At 69.0% G+C, this 14,077-nt stretch carries 15 protein-coding genes; 10 read left to right on the plus strand and 5 right to left on the minus strand.

Annotation, left to right across the window (positions count from 1 at the left end; all coding sequences use genetic code 11):
* Positions 1–19 precede the first annotated feature (19 nt).
* From V5D55_RS08420 to V5D55_RS08455, 8 genes are all read left to right on the plus strand, one after another.
* Positions 20–844: an ABC transporter ATP-binding protein gene (locus V5D55_RS08420; protein WP_435748950.1), complete on the plus strand. Its 825-nt coding sequence runs from the start codon at positions 20–22 to the stop codon at positions 842–844.
* Entirely contained in the window at positions 841–1,653 is an 813-nt protein-coding gene (locus tag V5D55_RS08425) for an ABC transporter ATP-binding protein (protein WP_435748951.1), read from the plus strand. Before V5D55_RS08420 ends, V5D55_RS08425 begins: the two co-directional genes overlap by 4 nt.
* On the plus strand, positions 1,650–2,645 hold the full coding sequence (locus tag V5D55_RS08430; RefSeq protein ID WP_435748952.1) for an ABC transporter permease: 996 nt from the start codon (positions 1,650–1,652) through the stop codon (positions 2,643–2,645). The genes V5D55_RS08425 and V5D55_RS08430 overlap by 4 nt, the downstream gene beginning before the upstream one ends.
* Positions 2,646–2,712: 67 nt before the next feature.
* Complete coding sequence (locus V5D55_RS08435; RefSeq protein ID WP_435749275.1) at positions 2,713–3,747, plus strand: ABC transporter permease; 1,035 nt, start codon at positions 2,713–2,715, stop codon at positions 3,745–3,747.
* A complete protein-coding gene (locus V5D55_RS08440; RefSeq protein WP_435748953.1) occupies positions 3,747–5,993 on the plus strand; it encodes a glycoside hydrolase family 3 N-terminal domain-containing protein in 2,247 nt (748 codons plus the stop codon). Before V5D55_RS08435 ends, V5D55_RS08440 begins: the two co-directional genes overlap by 1 nt.
* A 96-nt stretch (positions 5,994–6,089) precedes the next feature.
* Positions 6,090–6,416 (plus strand): ferredoxin, encoded by a 327-nt coding sequence (fdxA, locus tag V5D55_RS08445; RefSeq protein WP_435748954.1) that lies wholly within the window; start codon positions 6,090–6,092, stop codon positions 6,414–6,416.
* The gene (locus V5D55_RS08450; RefSeq protein ID WP_435748955.1) at positions 6,413–6,943 is read left to right on the plus strand and encodes a flavin reductase family protein; all 531 of its coding nucleotides are present in this window, start codon (positions 6,413–6,415) and stop codon (positions 6,941–6,943) included. The genes fdxA and V5D55_RS08450 overlap by 4 nt, the downstream gene beginning before the upstream one ends.
* A 12-nt stretch (positions 6,944–6,955) precedes the next feature.
* Positions 6,956–7,585 (plus strand): superoxide dismutase, encoded by a 630-nt coding sequence (locus tag V5D55_RS08455; RefSeq protein ID WP_435748956.1) that lies wholly within the window; start codon positions 6,956–6,958, stop codon positions 7,583–7,585.
* A gap of 106 nt (positions 7,586–7,691) precedes the next feature.
* Here V5D55_RS08455 and V5D55_RS08460 read toward each other — a convergent pair whose 3' ends face one another.
* The gene (locus V5D55_RS08460; RefSeq protein ID WP_435748957.1) at positions 7,692–8,699 is read right to left on the minus strand and encodes a LacI family DNA-binding transcriptional regulator; all 1,008 of its coding nucleotides are present in this window, start codon (positions 8,697–8,699) and stop codon (positions 7,692–7,694) included.
* Positions 8,700–8,789: 90 nt separating this feature from the next.
* A complete protein-coding gene (locus V5D55_RS08465; protein ID WP_435748958.1) occupies positions 8,790–10,451 on the minus strand; it encodes a glycoside hydrolase family 13 protein in 1,662 nt (553 codons plus the stop codon).
* Positions 10,452–10,612: 161 nt separating this feature from the next.
* On the opposite strand from V5D55_RS08465, the gene V5D55_RS08470 reads away from it, so the two are divergent.
* Positions 10,613–11,041 carry a DUF1761 domain-containing protein gene (locus V5D55_RS08470; RefSeq protein WP_435748959.1) on the plus strand — a complete coding sequence of 143 codons (429 nt, stop codon included), beginning with the start codon at positions 10,613–10,615 and terminating at the stop codon, positions 11,039–11,041.
* Positions 11,042–11,162: 121 nt separating this feature from the next.
* Entirely contained in the window at positions 11,163–12,428 is a 1,266-nt protein-coding gene (locus tag V5D55_RS08475) for a hypothetical protein (protein WP_435748960.1), read from the plus strand.
* 6 nt (positions 12,429–12,434) lie between these two features.
* Here the strand turns inward: V5D55_RS08475 and purQ are convergent, their stop codons facing one another.
* The 3 genes from purQ to V5D55_RS08490 all read right to left on the minus strand — a co-directional run bounded on the left by purQ (position 12,435) and on the right by V5D55_RS08490 (position 14,001).
* Positions 12,435–13,142 carry a phosphoribosylformylglycinamidine synthase subunit PurQ gene (purQ, locus tag V5D55_RS08480; RefSeq protein ID WP_435748961.1) on the minus strand — a complete coding sequence of 236 codons (708 nt, stop codon included), beginning with the start codon at positions 13,140–13,142 and terminating at the stop codon, positions 12,435–12,437.
* Positions 13,139–13,387: a phosphoribosylformylglycinamidine synthase subunit PurS gene (gene purS, locus V5D55_RS08485; protein ID WP_435748962.1), complete on the minus strand. Its 249-nt coding sequence runs from the start codon at positions 13,385–13,387 to the stop codon at positions 13,139–13,141. Before purS ends, purQ begins: the two co-directional genes overlap by 4 nt.
* A 62-nt stretch (positions 13,388–13,449) precedes the next feature.
* Positions 13,450–14,001: an adenine phosphoribosyltransferase gene (locus V5D55_RS08490; RefSeq protein WP_435748963.1), complete on the minus strand. Its 552-nt coding sequence runs from the start codon at positions 13,999–14,001 to the stop codon at positions 13,450–13,452.
* Positions 14,002–14,077: the final 76 nt, after the last annotated feature.

Below are 14,077 nucleotides of genomic sequence, written 5' to 3' on the forward strand. Positions count from 1 at the left end.
CCACGAAAGCGATACCCCCATGCCTGACCCCCTGCTCAGCGTGCGCGACTTCTCCGTCGTGTACGACGTCACTCCTCCCGTCGAGGCGGTGAAGAACGTGACGCTCGAACTGCAGCGCGGCGAGATCCTCGGTCTCGCCGGAGAGAGCGGATGCGGCAAGACCACGCTCGCGTACGGCGTGCAGCGCCTGCTCCGGGCGCCCGCCGTGATCACCAGCGGCAGCGTGACCTTCCACGATGCATCCGGCGTCGACGTCGACATCAACGCTCTCGACGTCGATGCGATGCAGCGGTTCCGCTGGGACAAAGTCTCGATGGTGTTCCAGGGGGCGATGAACGCGCTCAACCCGGTCGCCACGATCGGCGCGCAGCTCGAGGACGTGTTCGAGGTGCACCGCCCCGACCTGAGCCGACGAGAGCGGCGCGCGGGCGCCGAAGAGCTGCTCGAGCTCGTCGCCGTGGGCAAGGACCGTATCCGCTCGTATCCGCACGAGCTCTCCGGCGGGATGCGTCAGCGGGTGATGATCGCGATGGCGCTCGCCCTCCGCCCGCAGCTCATGGTGATGGATGAGCCGACCACCGCGCTCGACGTGCTGGTGCAGCGGGAGATCCTCCGGCAGATCTCGCAGCTGCGGCACGAGTTCGGCTTCTCGGTGATCTTCATCACCCACGACCTTCCGCTCCTGCTCGAGATCAGCGATCGCATCGCCGTGATGCGCGAGGGCGAGATCATCGAGCTCGCCGCCGCCCGTGACCTCTGGGAGCGTCCACAACACGAGTACACCAAGAAGCTCCTCGCCTCGTTCCCGCGCCTGACGGGCGAGAGGGGAGTGCTGGTCCGATGACTCTCCTCGAATTCCAGAACGTCACGAAGCGCTACCGCGTGCGCGGCGCGGCATCCATGCTCGCGCTCGACGACGTCAGCTTCACGCTGCGCGACCGGCAGACGATCGCCCTGGTCGGCCAGTCCGGCAGCGGCAAGTCCACGATCGCGAAGATCCTCACCCAGCTCGAGACGCCGACCTCGGGGGAGGTGCGCCTCGACGGCGCCCCGATCCCGCGCTTCGGTCGTGGCCTCCGCCGCTATCGGCAGCAGTTGCGCATGGTGTTCCAGGACCCGTTCGCCTCGCTCAACCCGGCCCACACCATCCGCTATCACGTCGAGCGCCCGCTCCAGCTCGACGCCGTCGTGCCGAAGGACGAGGTCGAGGCCGAGGTGCGCCGCCTGCTCGAACGGGTGCGGCTCGATCCGGATGCCGTGATCGACCGCCGGCCGCACGAACTCTCCGGAGGTCAGCGGCAGCGCGTCGCGATCGCCCGTGCTCTCGCCTCGCGGCCCTCGATCCTGGTCGCCGACGAGCCGGTGTCGATGCTCGACGTATCGATCCGCCTCGGCGTGCTCACCCTGCTCGCCGACCTGCAGCGCGAAGAAGGCCTCGGCGTCCTGTACATCACGCACGACCTCGCGACCGCCCGCCATTTCAGCGACGAGATCATGGTGCTCCACCACGGCAAGGTCGTCGAGCACGGCCCCGCCGATGACGTCATCCTCAACCCCCAGCATCCGTACACGAAGGAACTCCGTGCGGCGTCGCCCGACCCGGAGAAGCATTTCGCGCCCGCGGCGCAGCAGTCGCTCGGAGGAGACGCATGAGAATCCCCTTCCGCTTCATCGCCAGCCGCGTCGCGTTCTACCTGTTCACGGCGTGGGCGGCGATCACGATCAACTTCTTCCTGCCGCGCATGCTCAAGGGCGACCCGGTCACCGCATACATGCAGAAGAACGCCGGCCAGATCAGTCCCGAGGCCGAGCGCGCGCTGCGCATCCTCTTCGGGCTGGATCAGAACACCTCGGTCTGGCAGCAGTACCTCGACTACTGGGGTCTGCTCTTCTCGGGCGATCTCGGCCGCTCGTTCTCGAACGGACTCGCGCCGGTCGGCGAGGTCATCTCCGGGGCACTGCCGTGGACCGTCGGCCTGGTCGGGATCGCGACGATCCTGTCGTTCGTGATCGGAACGGCCGGCGGTGCCATCATCGGATGGCGGCGCGGCAGCCGCGCCGACGTCATCGTGCCCATCTCCACCTTCTTCAGCACGGTGCCGTACTTCTGGCTCGGACTCATCGCGATCGCTGTGCTCTCCACCAGCCTCGGCTGGTTCCCGGCGTCGCATGCCTACGACAAGGGATCGAGCCCCGAGCTCACCTTCGACTTCATCGGTCAGGTCATCGCGCACGGCGCCCTGCCGGTGATGACGATCGTCATCGCCTCGCTCGGCGGCTGGATCCTCGGCATGCGCAACATGATGCTGACCGTGCTGGATGAGGACTACATCACGGTCGCACAGGCCAAGGGCATGCCGAACAGCCGCGTGCTCTGGCGATACGCGGCCCGCAACGCGGTGCTGCCGCAGCTCTCCAGCTTCGCCCTGTCGATCGGATTCATCGTCGGCGGCACGATCGTGATGGAGATGGTCTTCTCCTATCCCGGGGTGGGCAAGCTGCTGCTCGACGCGACCAACGCGAAGGACTACCCGCTCATGCAGGGCCTGTTCCTGATCATCACGATGGCGGTGCTGATCGCCAACATCCTCGCCGACATCGCGTACGCGGTGCTCGATCCGCGTACTCGGCAGTCGGAGGCCTGAGATGTCCCTTTCCCCCTCGGCGGAGAACGCCGCCGCCTCGACGGACAGCGCCGCACCGGTCGCCGGGATGCCGGAGACGGCGACCCTGCGGACGCCCGCCACGAAGAAACCGGTGGAGAAGACGTTCTGGTCGCAGCTCGGCGCCGCGTTCGCGATGTTCCGCAACCGCAAGTCGCTCACCGGGCTCATCATCCTGGCGGTGTTCGCGCTCGTCGCGATCTTCAGCGACCTGCTCGCGCCCTACGGTCCCCTCGAGAAGGACTACACGGCTCTGCGTCAGGCGCCGTCGCCGGCCCACATCCTCGGCACGACCCACATGGGCGAAGACGTCTTCAGTCAGATCATCTACGGCACCAGAGGCGTGCTGATCGTCGGCTTCCTGGCCGGCATCATGGGCACGTTCATCGCCGTGATCATGGGGGTCGTCTCGGGCTACACGCGGGGTTGGCGGAGCGAATCCCTCTCCGCGCTGACCAACGTGTTCCTGGTGATCCCGGGCCTGCCGCTGATCATCATCGTCGCCTCGCAGTTCGAGAACCCGCCGCTCGTGCTGATCGCCGCCGTGCTCGCACTCACCGGCTGGGCCTGGGGTGCGCGCGTGATGCGCGCGCAGACGATGTCGCTGCGCAACCGCGACTTCATCCAGGCGGCGCGCGCGAACGGCGAGCCGCTTCGCCGGATCATCTTCGTCGAGATGCTGCCGAACCTGATGGCGATCATCGCGTCCAGCTTCGTCGGCACCGTGACCGCCGCCGTGCTCGGGCTCACCACGCTCGCGTTCATCGGGGTCATCCCGATCACGAACCTCAACTGGGGCACGATCCTGTACTGGGCGCAGCAGAACGGCGCCTTCCCGAACTACTGGTGGTGGTACGTGCCCGCGGGGCTCTGCATCGCGCTCCTCGGCGTGGCGCTGTCGCTGATCAACTTCGGCATCGACGAGTATGTCAACCCGCGCCTGCGCTCGGCGGGCGAGCGGGCTCGGGCGATGAAGAAGAAGGGCCTGAACGTGAACGACGCGGTCACGGCCGTGCGCAGCGTGCCGGGCACCACGCAGACATCCCCGACCACGAAGACACAGAAGACACAGAACTCGAAGTGATGACCTCTCATACCCTGACCACCTCCGCGCCGTACCTCGACCCCGCGCTGCCGATCGCCGAACGCGTCGCCGACCTCCTGGGCCGGATGACGCTCGAGGAGAAGATCGGGCAGATGCTGCAGCTCGACGCGCGTGACGACCTCGACGACCACGTCCTGCGTCGCAACGCCGGTTCGATCCTGCACACCTCGCCGGAGCGCATCCTGCGCGCGAACGAGCTGACTGCGCAGACCCGCCTGCAGATCCCGCTGCTCGTGGCGGAGGACTGCATCCACGGCCATTCGTTCTGGCCCGGCGCCACGATCTACCCCACACAGCTCGGCATGGCCGCGTCGTGGGATGCCGACCTGGTCGAGCGCGTCGCCCGTGCGACCGCCGAGGAGGTCGCGGTGACCGGCATCCACTGGACGTTCTCCCCGGTGCTCTGCATCTCGCGCGACCTGCGCTGGGGTCGCGTGGGAGAGACGTTCGGTGAAGACCCGTTCCTGATCGGAGAGCTCGCCAGCGCCATGGTGCGCGGGTACCAGGGCGACGGACTCGATGACCCGACCGCGATCCTCGCGACGGCCAAGCACTTCGCCGGCTACTCCGAGACGCAGGGCGGACGCGATGCGAGCGAGGCCGACATCTCGCGCCGGAAGCTGCGCTCCTGGTTCCTGCCGCCGTTCGAACGGGTCGCGCGCGAGGGCTGCCGGTCGTTCATGCTGGGCTACCAGACCATGGACGGCGTGCCCATCACGACCAACGAGTGGCTGCTCAGCGACGTGCTGCGCGGCGAGTGGGGCTACACCGGCACGCTCATCACCGACTGGGACAACGTCGGCCGGATGGTCTGGGAGCAGCGGGTGCAGCCCGACTACACGCACGCCTCGGCCGCCGCAGTGCATGCCGGGAACGACATGATCATGACCACTCCGCACTTCTTCGAAGGGGCGTTGGATGCTGTCGCGCAGGGGCTCCTCGCCGAAGAAGCGTTCGACGCCGCTGCCGCGCGTATCCTCACGCTGAAGTTCGAGCTCGGGCTGTTCGAGGATCCGCGGCTGCCGCGTGCCGAGCTCGACCAGGTCGTCGGGAGCGCGGAGCACGAAGCGCTGAACCTCGAGATCGCTCGTCGCTCCGTGGTGCTGCTCGAGAACGAGGGCGTGCTGCCGCTGCGCCCCGACGACGTGCGACGGGTCGCCGTGGTCGGACCGCTCGCAGACGACGCGCAGAATCAGCTCGGCGATTGGGCGGGTTCCTCCGGTCAGGCCGGCTGGCTCGACGGCCAGCCGCGCGAGATGATCACGACCGTGCTCGACGGGCTGCGCGAGATCGCGCCGTGGGAGGTCACGTACTCCCGCGGGGCCGAGATCCTGACGCTCGCCCCCGATCCCGCCGGCCCCACCTTCCCGGACGGGCAGCCCCGCCCGCCGGTCGTCAAGCCCTCCGCGCCCGATGCCGAGCTGATCGCGGAGGTCGTGGCCGCGGCATCCGATTCCGACGTCGTCGTCGCGGTCGTCGGAGATCGGATCGAACTCGTCGGCGAAGGGCGGTCCACCGCCACGCTCGAACTGGTCGGCGGGCAGAACGCGATGCTCGACGCCCTGATTGCGACCGGGAAGTCCGTCATCGTGGTGCTGCTCGCCTCGAAGCCGCTCGTGCTGCCGGCATCCGTCCAGCGTGCCGCTGCCGTGATCTGGGCCGCCAGCCCGGGGATGCAGGGCGGGCGGGCGCTCGCCGAGATCATCACCGGTGCGGCCGAGCCCTCCGGGCGTCTGCCGATCTCGTTCGCCCGGCACGTGGGCCAGCAGCCGACGTACTACAACCAGATCCGCGGACAGCACGGCGATCGATACGCCGACCTCACGCAGTCGCCCGCGTGGGGCTTCGGGGAGGGGCGGTCGTACACGAGCGTCGAGTACGCCGACCTCGAACTGTCGTCGACCGGGCTCGGTGTCGCCGACACGATCGTCGGACACGTCACCGTGACCAACACGGGTGAGCGCCCGGTGCGCGAAACCGTGCAGGTGTACGTGCGGGATGCCGTGACGAGCGTGAGCTGGACCGACAAGGAGCTCAAGGCGTACCGCCAGGTGGACATCGAGCCGGGGGAGTCCGCGCGCGTGCGCGTGGAGCTGCCGGTCGCCGACTGCACGATCGTCGACGCCGCCGGCATCCGTCGCGTCGAGCCGGGGGTGTTCGAGCTGCTCGTCGGGCCGTCGTCCCGAGATGAGGTACTGCTGGCGGCGGAGTTCACCGTGTCCTGACGAGCGGATGCGGCGGCGAGGCATTCTGCGTCGATTTGACCTCAACCGTGGTTGAGGTTCTACCGTGGGGAGCGTGATACGAACGAGCCCCACCCGATGACCTATGTGATCGCGCTGCCCTGCGTCGACGTGAAGGACAAGGCCTGCATCGACGAATGCCCTGTCGACTGCATCTACGAGGGCGAACGGTTCCTGTACATCCACCCGGATGAGTGCGTGGACTGCGGTGCGTGCGAACCCGTGTGCCCTGTCGAGGCGATCTACTACGAAGACGACCTCCCCGACGAGTGGCAGGACTACTACAAGGCGAACGTCGAGTTCTTCGACGAGCTCGGCTCGCCCGGTGGAGCGGCGAAGGCCGGGATGTACGCGTTCGACCATCCGATCATCGCCGCACTCCCGCCCCAGGCGGCCCACGCATGAGCGCCGCTGAGCACACCCCGCCCGCAGCGCCCATCCCCAGCGAGGTCGGCGAAGGGCTCAAGGCCGCGTTCCGCACGCACCCCGCGGGTGTCGCGATCATCACGGCCGCGGGGCCGGACGGCCCCGTCGGGCTCACTGCCTCCAGCGTCTCGTCCGTCTCGGTCGACCCCGCCGCGATCGTCTTCTCGGTGACGAGAGCCACCGGCAGCGCCGGCGCGATCCTCGCCGCGGGCTCGTTCGTGGTCCACCTCGTCGATGACGAGCACTCCGCGCTCGCGCAGGCCTTCGCCATCAGCGGGAGCGAGCGCTTCACGCCGGAGCAAGGCTGGGAGACGTTGCCGACCGGAGAGCCGCACCTGCCCGGCGCCAGGGTGGCGCTGCGGGGCCGGCCGATCCAGACGGTGCCGGTCGGCGCGTCGACCGTCGTCATCGCCGAGGTGCTCGAGGTGCTGCACGGATCGCCCGGGCGCCCCGTCGTGTACCTCGACCGCCGATTCCATCCGCTCACCCACGAGACCGACCACTGAAAGGGAGACACCATGTCCACCGCTTACACGCTTCCCGAGCTGCCCTACGACTACTCGGCACTCGCGCCGCACATCTCCGGCAAGATCATGGAGCTGCACCACTCCAAGCACCACCAGGCCTACGTCACCGGCGCGAACACGGCGCTCGAGCAACTCGCCACCGCGCGGGATGCCGGAGACCTCGCGAACGTCAACAAGCTCGAGAAGGACCTCGCGTTCAACCTCGGCGGCCACATCAACCACTCGGTCTTCTGGCAGAACCTCTCGCCCGAGGGCGGTGGCTCCCCCGAGGGTGAGCTCGAGGCCGCGCTCGTCGACGCCTTCGGGTCGATCGACGCCTTCCGTGCGCACTTCACGGCCACTGCGCTCGGTGTGCAGGGTTCCGGCTGGGCCGTGCTCGCCTGGGACAGCGTCGGCGCCCGCCCGGTGATCTTCCAGCTGTTCGACCAGCAGGGCAACGCCCCGCTCGGCGTGACGCCGCTGCTGCAGCTCGACGTCTGGGAGCACGCCTACTACCTCGACTACCTCAACGTGCGCGCCGACTACGTGAAGGCGTTCTGGAACCTCGTGAACTGGCCCGACGTGCAGCGTCGGTTCGCGGCCGCACGCACGGCGACGTCGGGGCTCATCGTCGCTTCCTGACTCCCTGCCTTCCCTGTCGACCCGCCCCTCTTTGTGCGACCCGGCCCGTTGCGGACTGTCCGCAACGGGCCGGGTCGCACAAAAGCGGGCGGGTCGACAGGGTAGGTCAGACGAGGCGAGCGGTCGTCCCGCGCACGTTCAGCTCGTAGGGCAGCGCGGTGGGGATGCGCACAGCATCCGGTTCGGCGAGCTTCGCGAGCACGGCATCCGCCGCCCGCTCTCCCTGTCCGAGCGGGAACTGGTCGACGGTCGTGAGGCGGAAGAACTCGCCGAGCTCGTGGCCGTCGATGCCGACGATCGACAGATCCTCGGGCACCCGGAAGCCCAGGTCGCGCGCAGCGAGGAGGGCGCCGATCGCCATCTCATCGGATGCTGCGAACACGGCGGTCGGGCGGGGGCCCGGCCGTCCGAGCAGCTGTTTGGCGGCCCGGTAACCGCCTTCGACCGTGAAGTCCGCCGGCTCGAGGAAGGCAGGGGTGAGGGGGATGCCGGCCTTGGCCAGCGCCCGTTCGAAGCCGAGGCGTCGATTGGTCGGGATGTGGAAGTCGAGGTCGAACTCGGGGTTGGCCCCGATGTGCGCGATGTCGCTGTGTCCGAGGCTGATCAGGTGCTCGGTGGCGAGCTGCGCGACCGCGACGTCATCGACGGTCAGGGTGTCGAGCTTCGGGTTGGGGCCGCCGATCGCGATCACCGGCAGGCCGAGGTCGAGGAGGTACTGGGTCTCCTCCTCGTCGAGCTCGATCGAGACGGCGATCACTGCGTCCACCCGCTGCCGTCGCAGGAAGGTGTCGAACACGTGCCGGCGCACGTCCTTGTCGGCAGTGATGTTGTAGAGCGTGATGTCGTAGCCCTCGCGCATCAGCGCGGCCGACACTCCGGAGAGCACGGTGCTGAAGAACCACCGGTCGAGGAACGGCACCACGACGCCGATGTTGCGCGTGCGACCCGAGGCGAGGCTCGAGGCGCGGGAGGAGACCACGTAGCCCAGTGACTGCGCCGCGGCGTTCACGCGGGCTCGCGCCGACTCCGACACATGGCCCCGGCCGCTCAGGGCGCGTGAGACGGTGGCCGTCGAGACCCCGGCGAGCCGGGCGACCTCATCGATGCTCGCCATGTGATCCTCCGTCAGACGACGTTCCGGTCGCGATCTCTCACCCTCGGCGGGTGCTTTTCGGTGAGAAATCGCGACCGGAGCGCGTGGTGATCAGGCCGTGGTGTACCAGGCGGCGGTGTCGACGGGCAGCGCCGTTCCGTCGAACGGCTGGCTCGACAGCACGACGGTCGCGCCAGCGGGCAGTTCGAGCGGCGCGGTGCCGAGGTTCGCGACCACGTGCACGTCACCGCGACGGAACGCCACGGCATCCGCCCCTGCGTCTTCCCAGACCAGCGAGCCGCTGCCGAAGCCGTGCTCGCGGCGGGCGGACAGCAGCTCCTTGTAGAGCGACAGGGTCGAGGTCGGGTCGGCCTCTTCGACGTCACGGGCGTAGGCCGCCCAGTCGGCCGGCTGCGGCAGCCACGACGCACCGGTGTCGTTGAATCCGAAGGCGGTTCCCTCCGCCGTCCAGGGCAGCGGCACCCGGCACCCGTCGCGTCCGTAGCGCTCGCCGTTCGTGCGGAACCAGGTCGGGTCCTGACGGAACGCATCGGGGATCTCCATCGCCTCCGGCAGACCCAGCTCCTCGCCCTGGTACAGGTACGCCGAGCCCGGGAGTGCGAGCATCAGCGTGGTGGCCGCGCGGGCGCGGGCCAGGCCGATCGCGGTGTCGGGCTTGTGCGGGGTGTTCGGCCCGATGCCCTCGCCCTGCGGGTTCTCGGCCGTGAGCGCGAGGCGGCTGGCGTGCCGCACCACGTCGTGGTTCGAGAGCACCCAGGTGCTGGGAGCGCCGACCGAGCCGAACGCTTCGAGCGATTCGCGGATGACGTCGGCGAGTTCCTTCGCGTCCCATGGCGTCATCAGGTACGGGAAGTTGAAGGTCTGGTGCATCTCGTCCGGGCGCACCCAGAGCGCGGTCTGCTTCAGCGTCGGCATCCAGGCCTCGCCGCACAGTGCGCGGTCGCCGTCATACTCGGCGAGCACCTTGTGCCAGTCGCGGTAGATGTCGTGCACGCCGTCCTGGCCCCAGTACGGTACGTTCGCCTCGCCGCCGCCCATGGAGTCGGCGTCGGCCGGGGGCGTGTAGTCGGGCAGGCCGTCGGCCTTGATCATGCCGTGGGCGACATCGACGCGGAAGCCGTCGACGCCGCGGTCGAGCCAGAAGCGCAGGATGGAGCGGAACTCCTCGCGCACCTCCTCGTTGTTCCAGTCGAAGTCGGGCTGCGTGGGGTCGAAGATATGCAGGTACCACTGGCCGGGGGTGCCGTCGGCTTCGACGATGCGCTCCCACATGCCGCCGCCGAACACGGACTCCCAGTTGTTCGGCGGGAGCTCGCCGTTCTTCCCCTTGCCGTCACGGAAGATGTAGCGCGCCCGCTCGGGGCTGCCCGGGGCCGCCTTGAGCGCGGCCTGGAACCAGGCGTGCTGCGCGGAGGAGTGGTTCGGGACCAGATCGACGACCACGCGGATGCCGCGGGCATGGGCCTCGGCGAGCATCTCGTCGAAGTCGGCGAGGGTGCCGAAGAGCGGGTCGACGTCGCGGTAGTCGGCGACGTCGTAGCCGGCGTCGCGCTGCGGGCTCGTCATGAACGGGCTCAGCCAGATCGCGTCGACGCCGAGGTCCTGCAGCGAGTCGAGGCGGGCCGTGATGCCCGGAAGGTCGCCGATGCCGTCGCCCGAGGCGTCGGCGAAGGAACGGGGGTAGATCTGGTAGATGACCGCGCTGCGCCACCACTCGGAACCGGGGGCTGCGATCTGCTCAAGCTGTGCCATGGAACGAGACTAGTGCAAACGCTTACATCCGTGCCAGCGGCGGAATCGAATCGGTTCGGCGTCGTGGCCCGTCCGAATCTCGGCGAAGTCCTTGCACGCCATGCCGACACACGAAGGGAGGCCAGGAGTAGCCTGGCGGCATCCGATTCGAGGAGGCAAAGATGGTTCCCGAGATCAACTACTGGGCGGTCCTGATCGCGACCGCGTCGAGCATGCTCGTCGGGTCGGTCTGGTACGCGCCGAAAGTGTTCGGCACGCGCTGGTCCAGACTCGCGAACGTCGACATGGATCGGCCGGCCGCGACGGCGATGTGGCCGATCATCACCACGGTCATCGTGAGCTTCATCACCGCGTGGGTGCTCGCCGGAGCATCCGCCATCTCCTGGCACTTCTACGGCGGGGCGTTCCTGTGGGGAACGGTCGTGACCGCCGTGACGCTGTGGGCGGGGTTCACGGCCGCGCGGTTCATCACGCACGATGCCTTCGAGGGGCGATCGACCAGACTGACCACCCTGAACATCGCGCACGAGCTCGTGACGGTGCTGGTGATGGCCTTGATCATCGGGGTGTGGCCGCCGGCACTCGCGTAGTTTTCGACGTGCGGAGAGTGAACACTAGACTTTCGCCGCTTCCCCGGATGGCCCCGAGGGGCGAGGCTTTTCTCACGACTTCCTGGTCGTGCGACGCGCCCGCTTCCGACCGAGGGGTCCCATGTCCCGTTCTTCGCGCCGCTCGGCGCCCTGGGCGATCATCGCCGCGCTCGTCGCCGCGACCGTGTTCGCGGGGGCGGTGCCTGCCGTGTCAGCGGCTGTCATGGCGGCCGATGATCCCACGCCGACCGTGAACACCCTCGATCCGGAGCAGTCCGTCGCTCTGGCCTATGAATTCCTCGACGCGCGCGTCGACGAGTTCTGCGACGGCGCCGGCCACTGCCTGCCGCGCAGCTACCAGGGCGGGTTCTTCACCACCCCGAGCTGGGACTTCACGCCGTCGTTCGTCTACGACGACGCGCTGGTGGTGATCGCGTACACCGCCCGCGGACTCCCCGACGACCTCCGCCGGGCGCAGGCGGTCGGCGACACCCTGCTCTTCGTGCAGGCGGAGGATCCGATCGGCGACGGCCGCGTGCGCACGTCGTGCGAGCCGCACGGCATCCGTCAGGGGCGGGTGGAGATCACCGGCCCCGGCACGTTCACCGGAAACCAGGCGTGGGTCGGGATGGCCCTCGCGCGGCTCTTCCACGCGACGGGCGATTCCCGCTATCTCGACGGCGCGCTGCGGATCGCCGACTGGATCCAGACGAACACCGCCGACATGGTCCGCGCCCCCTACGGATACACCGGCGGCCAGCTGGACGACGGCACGTCACTGACGTGGAAGTCGACCGAGCACAACACCGACATCTCCGGGTTCTTCACGCAGCTGGCACAGCTCACCGGCGATACCGCGTGGGCGGATCGGGCAGCTGTCGCTGCCGGTTTCGTCGCCGCGATGCAGAGTGCGGACGGTCACGTCGACACCGGCACGGGCCTCGACGGATCGACGATCAACACCCGTCCCGTGCCCCTGGATGCGCAGACGTGGAGCTACCTGGGCACTGGCGACCCGCGCTACGGTGCGGCGCTGGACTGGACGCTCGCCAACCTGATCGCGAACGATGGCCCGTACACCGGACCGTCGATCAGCGACACCGACGTCTCGAAGGTGTGGTTCGAGGGTGCGGGGAACCTCGCGCTCGGGCTCCGGCTGCGCGATGGGCAAGGGGATGCAGCCCGCGCGGAGACGCTGCTGAGCAGCATCCGTCTGGTGCAGCGCGACGCCCCCAACGGAGACGGCAAGGGGATCGTGGCGACGTCGACCGACGGCCTCGACTCCGGCTTCGGCGACCTCTACTACGCGAGCCTGCACACGGGCGCGACCGCCTGGTACCTGCTCGCCGCAGCGGGAGACAACCCGTTCGGGCTGCCCGGGGATTGAGGCGAGCTACGCCGCGAAGCGGGCGACCGCGGCGACGGCGCTCGCGAAGAAGCCCAGGCCGTCGATCCCGCTGCGCATCGCGACGGCGGTGTCGGGGCCGAAGCCGGGCTCGACCGAATGCTCGGGGTGCGGCATGAGCCCGACGACGTTGCCCGCCGCGTTCGTGAGGCCGGCGATGTCGCGCAGTGAGCCGTTCGGGTTGACGCCCGCGTAACGGAACGCGACCAGGCCCTCGCCCTCGAGGCGATCGAGTGTCGAGTCGTCGGCGATGTATCCGCCGTCGCCGTTCTTGAGCGGGATGACGATCTCCTGGCCGGTGCGGAACGCGTTGGTCCAGGCGGTGTCGGAGTTCTCGACCGTGAGCTTCTGGTCGCGACGTACGAAGTGCTGGTGGTCGTTGCGGATCAGGCCGCCGGGGAGCAGGTGCGCCTCGACCAGCATCTGGAAGCCGTTGCAGATCCCGAGGATCGGCAGGCCCTTGGCTGCGGCATCCTTCACCTCGGACATGATCGGCGACAGGGCCGCGATGGCGCCCGCGCGCAGGTAGTCGCCGTAGCTGAAGCCGCCGGGGAGCACGAGAGCGTCGACGCCCTCGAGGTCGTGCGAACCGTGCCAGAGGGCGACCGGCTCGGCGCCCGCGAGGCGGACGGCGCGCTGTGCATCCCGGTCGTCGAGCGAACCGGGGAACGTGACGACGCCGATGCGCACGGTCATTCGACGACCTCGACACCCACGACGTCTTCGATCACGGAGTTGGAGAGCACCTCGTCGGCGAGCCGCTTGGCCTCGGCGAGCAGTTCGTCGGTGACCTCGCCTTCGACGGTGAGCTCGAAGCGCTTGCCGATGCGGACGTCGGTGAAGCCCTCGACGCCCAGGCGGGTGAACGCTCCGGAGACGGCCTTCCCCTGCGGGTCGAGCAGTTCGGACTTGGGCATGACGTCGACGACGATGGTGGGCATGAACGGCTCCGGAAGTCGCGGGATGGCGGGCGGGTCCAGTCTACCGGCCCCTGCACGACGCCTTACGCGGGGGTCTCCTCGGGGTCGGAGTGGAAGACCGTGTGCAGGTCGCCGATGGCTGCGCGCCCGCCGAGGCCGTCGATCTCGAACAGCACGGAGATGCCGATGACGTGGCTGCCGAGACGTTCGACGAGCTCCCGTCCGGCCGCGAGCGTGCCGCCGGTAGCGAGGACGTCGTCGATGAGCAGCACGCGCGATCCGGCCGGCAGGTCGTCGTGCATCTCGACCGTCGCGGTGCCGTACTCGAGGGCGTAGTCGACGGATGCCGCGGGTCGAGGCAGCTTGCCGGCCTTGCGGATCGGGATGAGGCCGACGTCCGCGGCGATGGCAGCCGCGCCCGCGAGGATGAATCCGCGGGCCTCGATGCCGGCGACGACATCGAACTGCCCGGCGAAGGGCTCGAGGATGGCCTCGGTCGTGACGCGGAGGGCTTCGGCGTCGGCGAGCAGCGGGGTGATGTCGCGGAAGACGATGCCGGGCTCCGGGTAGTCCGGGATGCTGCGGATCAGGGACGCGGCGCGGGTGAGAGCGGGGGAGAGAGCGGCTTCGGGCACCGGGCAAGGCTACCTCGCGTGCACAACTCAGCAAGAATGCGGCCGATCGGCCCGCGGGACCGGCGTGTCGGGGCGC

Origin of the sequence: Microbacterium sp. PMB16, from assembly GCF_051294855.1 — a bacterium.
Taxonomy (GTDB): Bacteria; Actinomycetota; Actinomycetes; order Actinomycetales; family Microbacteriaceae; genus Microbacterium.

Coding starts and splice junctions, on each gene's coding strand:
- purQ (WP_435748961.1), bottom strand. CDS start 13,142: ATGACCGTGCGCATCGGCGTCGTCACGTTCCCCGGTTCGCTCGACGAC.
- fdxA (WP_435748954.1), top strand. CDS start 6,090: ATGACCTATGTGATCGCGCTGCCCTGCGTCGACGTGAAGGACAAGGCC.
- V5D55_RS08420 (WP_435748950.1), top strand. CDS start 20: ATGCCTGACCCCCTGCTCAGCGTGCGCGACTTCTCCGTCGTGTACGAC.
- V5D55_RS08475 (WP_435748960.1), top strand. CDS start 11,163: ATGTCCCGTTCTTCGCGCCGCTCGGCGCCCTGGGCGATCATCGCCGCG.
- V5D55_RS08450 (WP_435748955.1), top strand. CDS start 6,413: ATGAGCGCCGCTGAGCACACCCCGCCCGCAGCGCCCATCCCCAGCGAG.
- purS (WP_435748962.1), bottom strand. CDS start 13,387: ATGCCCACCATCGTCGTCGACGTCATGCCCAAGTCCGAACTGCTCGAC.
- V5D55_RS08460 (WP_435748957.1), bottom strand. CDS start 8,699: ATGGCGAGCATCGATGAGGTCGCCCGGCTCGCCGGGGTCTCGACGGCC.
- V5D55_RS08430 (WP_435748952.1), top strand. CDS start 1,650: ATGAGAATCCCCTTCCGCTTCATCGCCAGCCGCGTCGCGTTCTACCTG.
- V5D55_RS08435 (WP_435749275.1), top strand. CDS start 2,713: ATGCCGGAGACGGCGACCCTGCGGACGCCCGCCACGAAGAAACCGGTG.
- V5D55_RS08425 (WP_435748951.1), top strand. CDS start 841: ATGACTCTCCTCGAATTCCAGAACGTCACGAAGCGCTACCGCGTGCGC.
- V5D55_RS08465 (WP_435748958.1), bottom strand. CDS start 10,451: ATGGCACAGCTTGAGCAGATCGCAGCCCCCGGTTCCGAGTGGTGGCGC.
- V5D55_RS08440 (WP_435748953.1), top strand. CDS start 3,747: ATGACCTCTCATACCCTGACCACCTCCGCGCCGTACCTCGACCCCGCG.
- V5D55_RS08455 (WP_435748956.1), top strand. CDS start 6,956: ATGTCCACCGCTTACACGCTTCCCGAGCTGCCCTACGACTACTCGGCA.
- V5D55_RS08470 (WP_435748959.1), top strand. CDS start 10,613: ATGGTTCCCGAGATCAACTACTGGGCGGTCCTGATCGCGACCGCGTCG.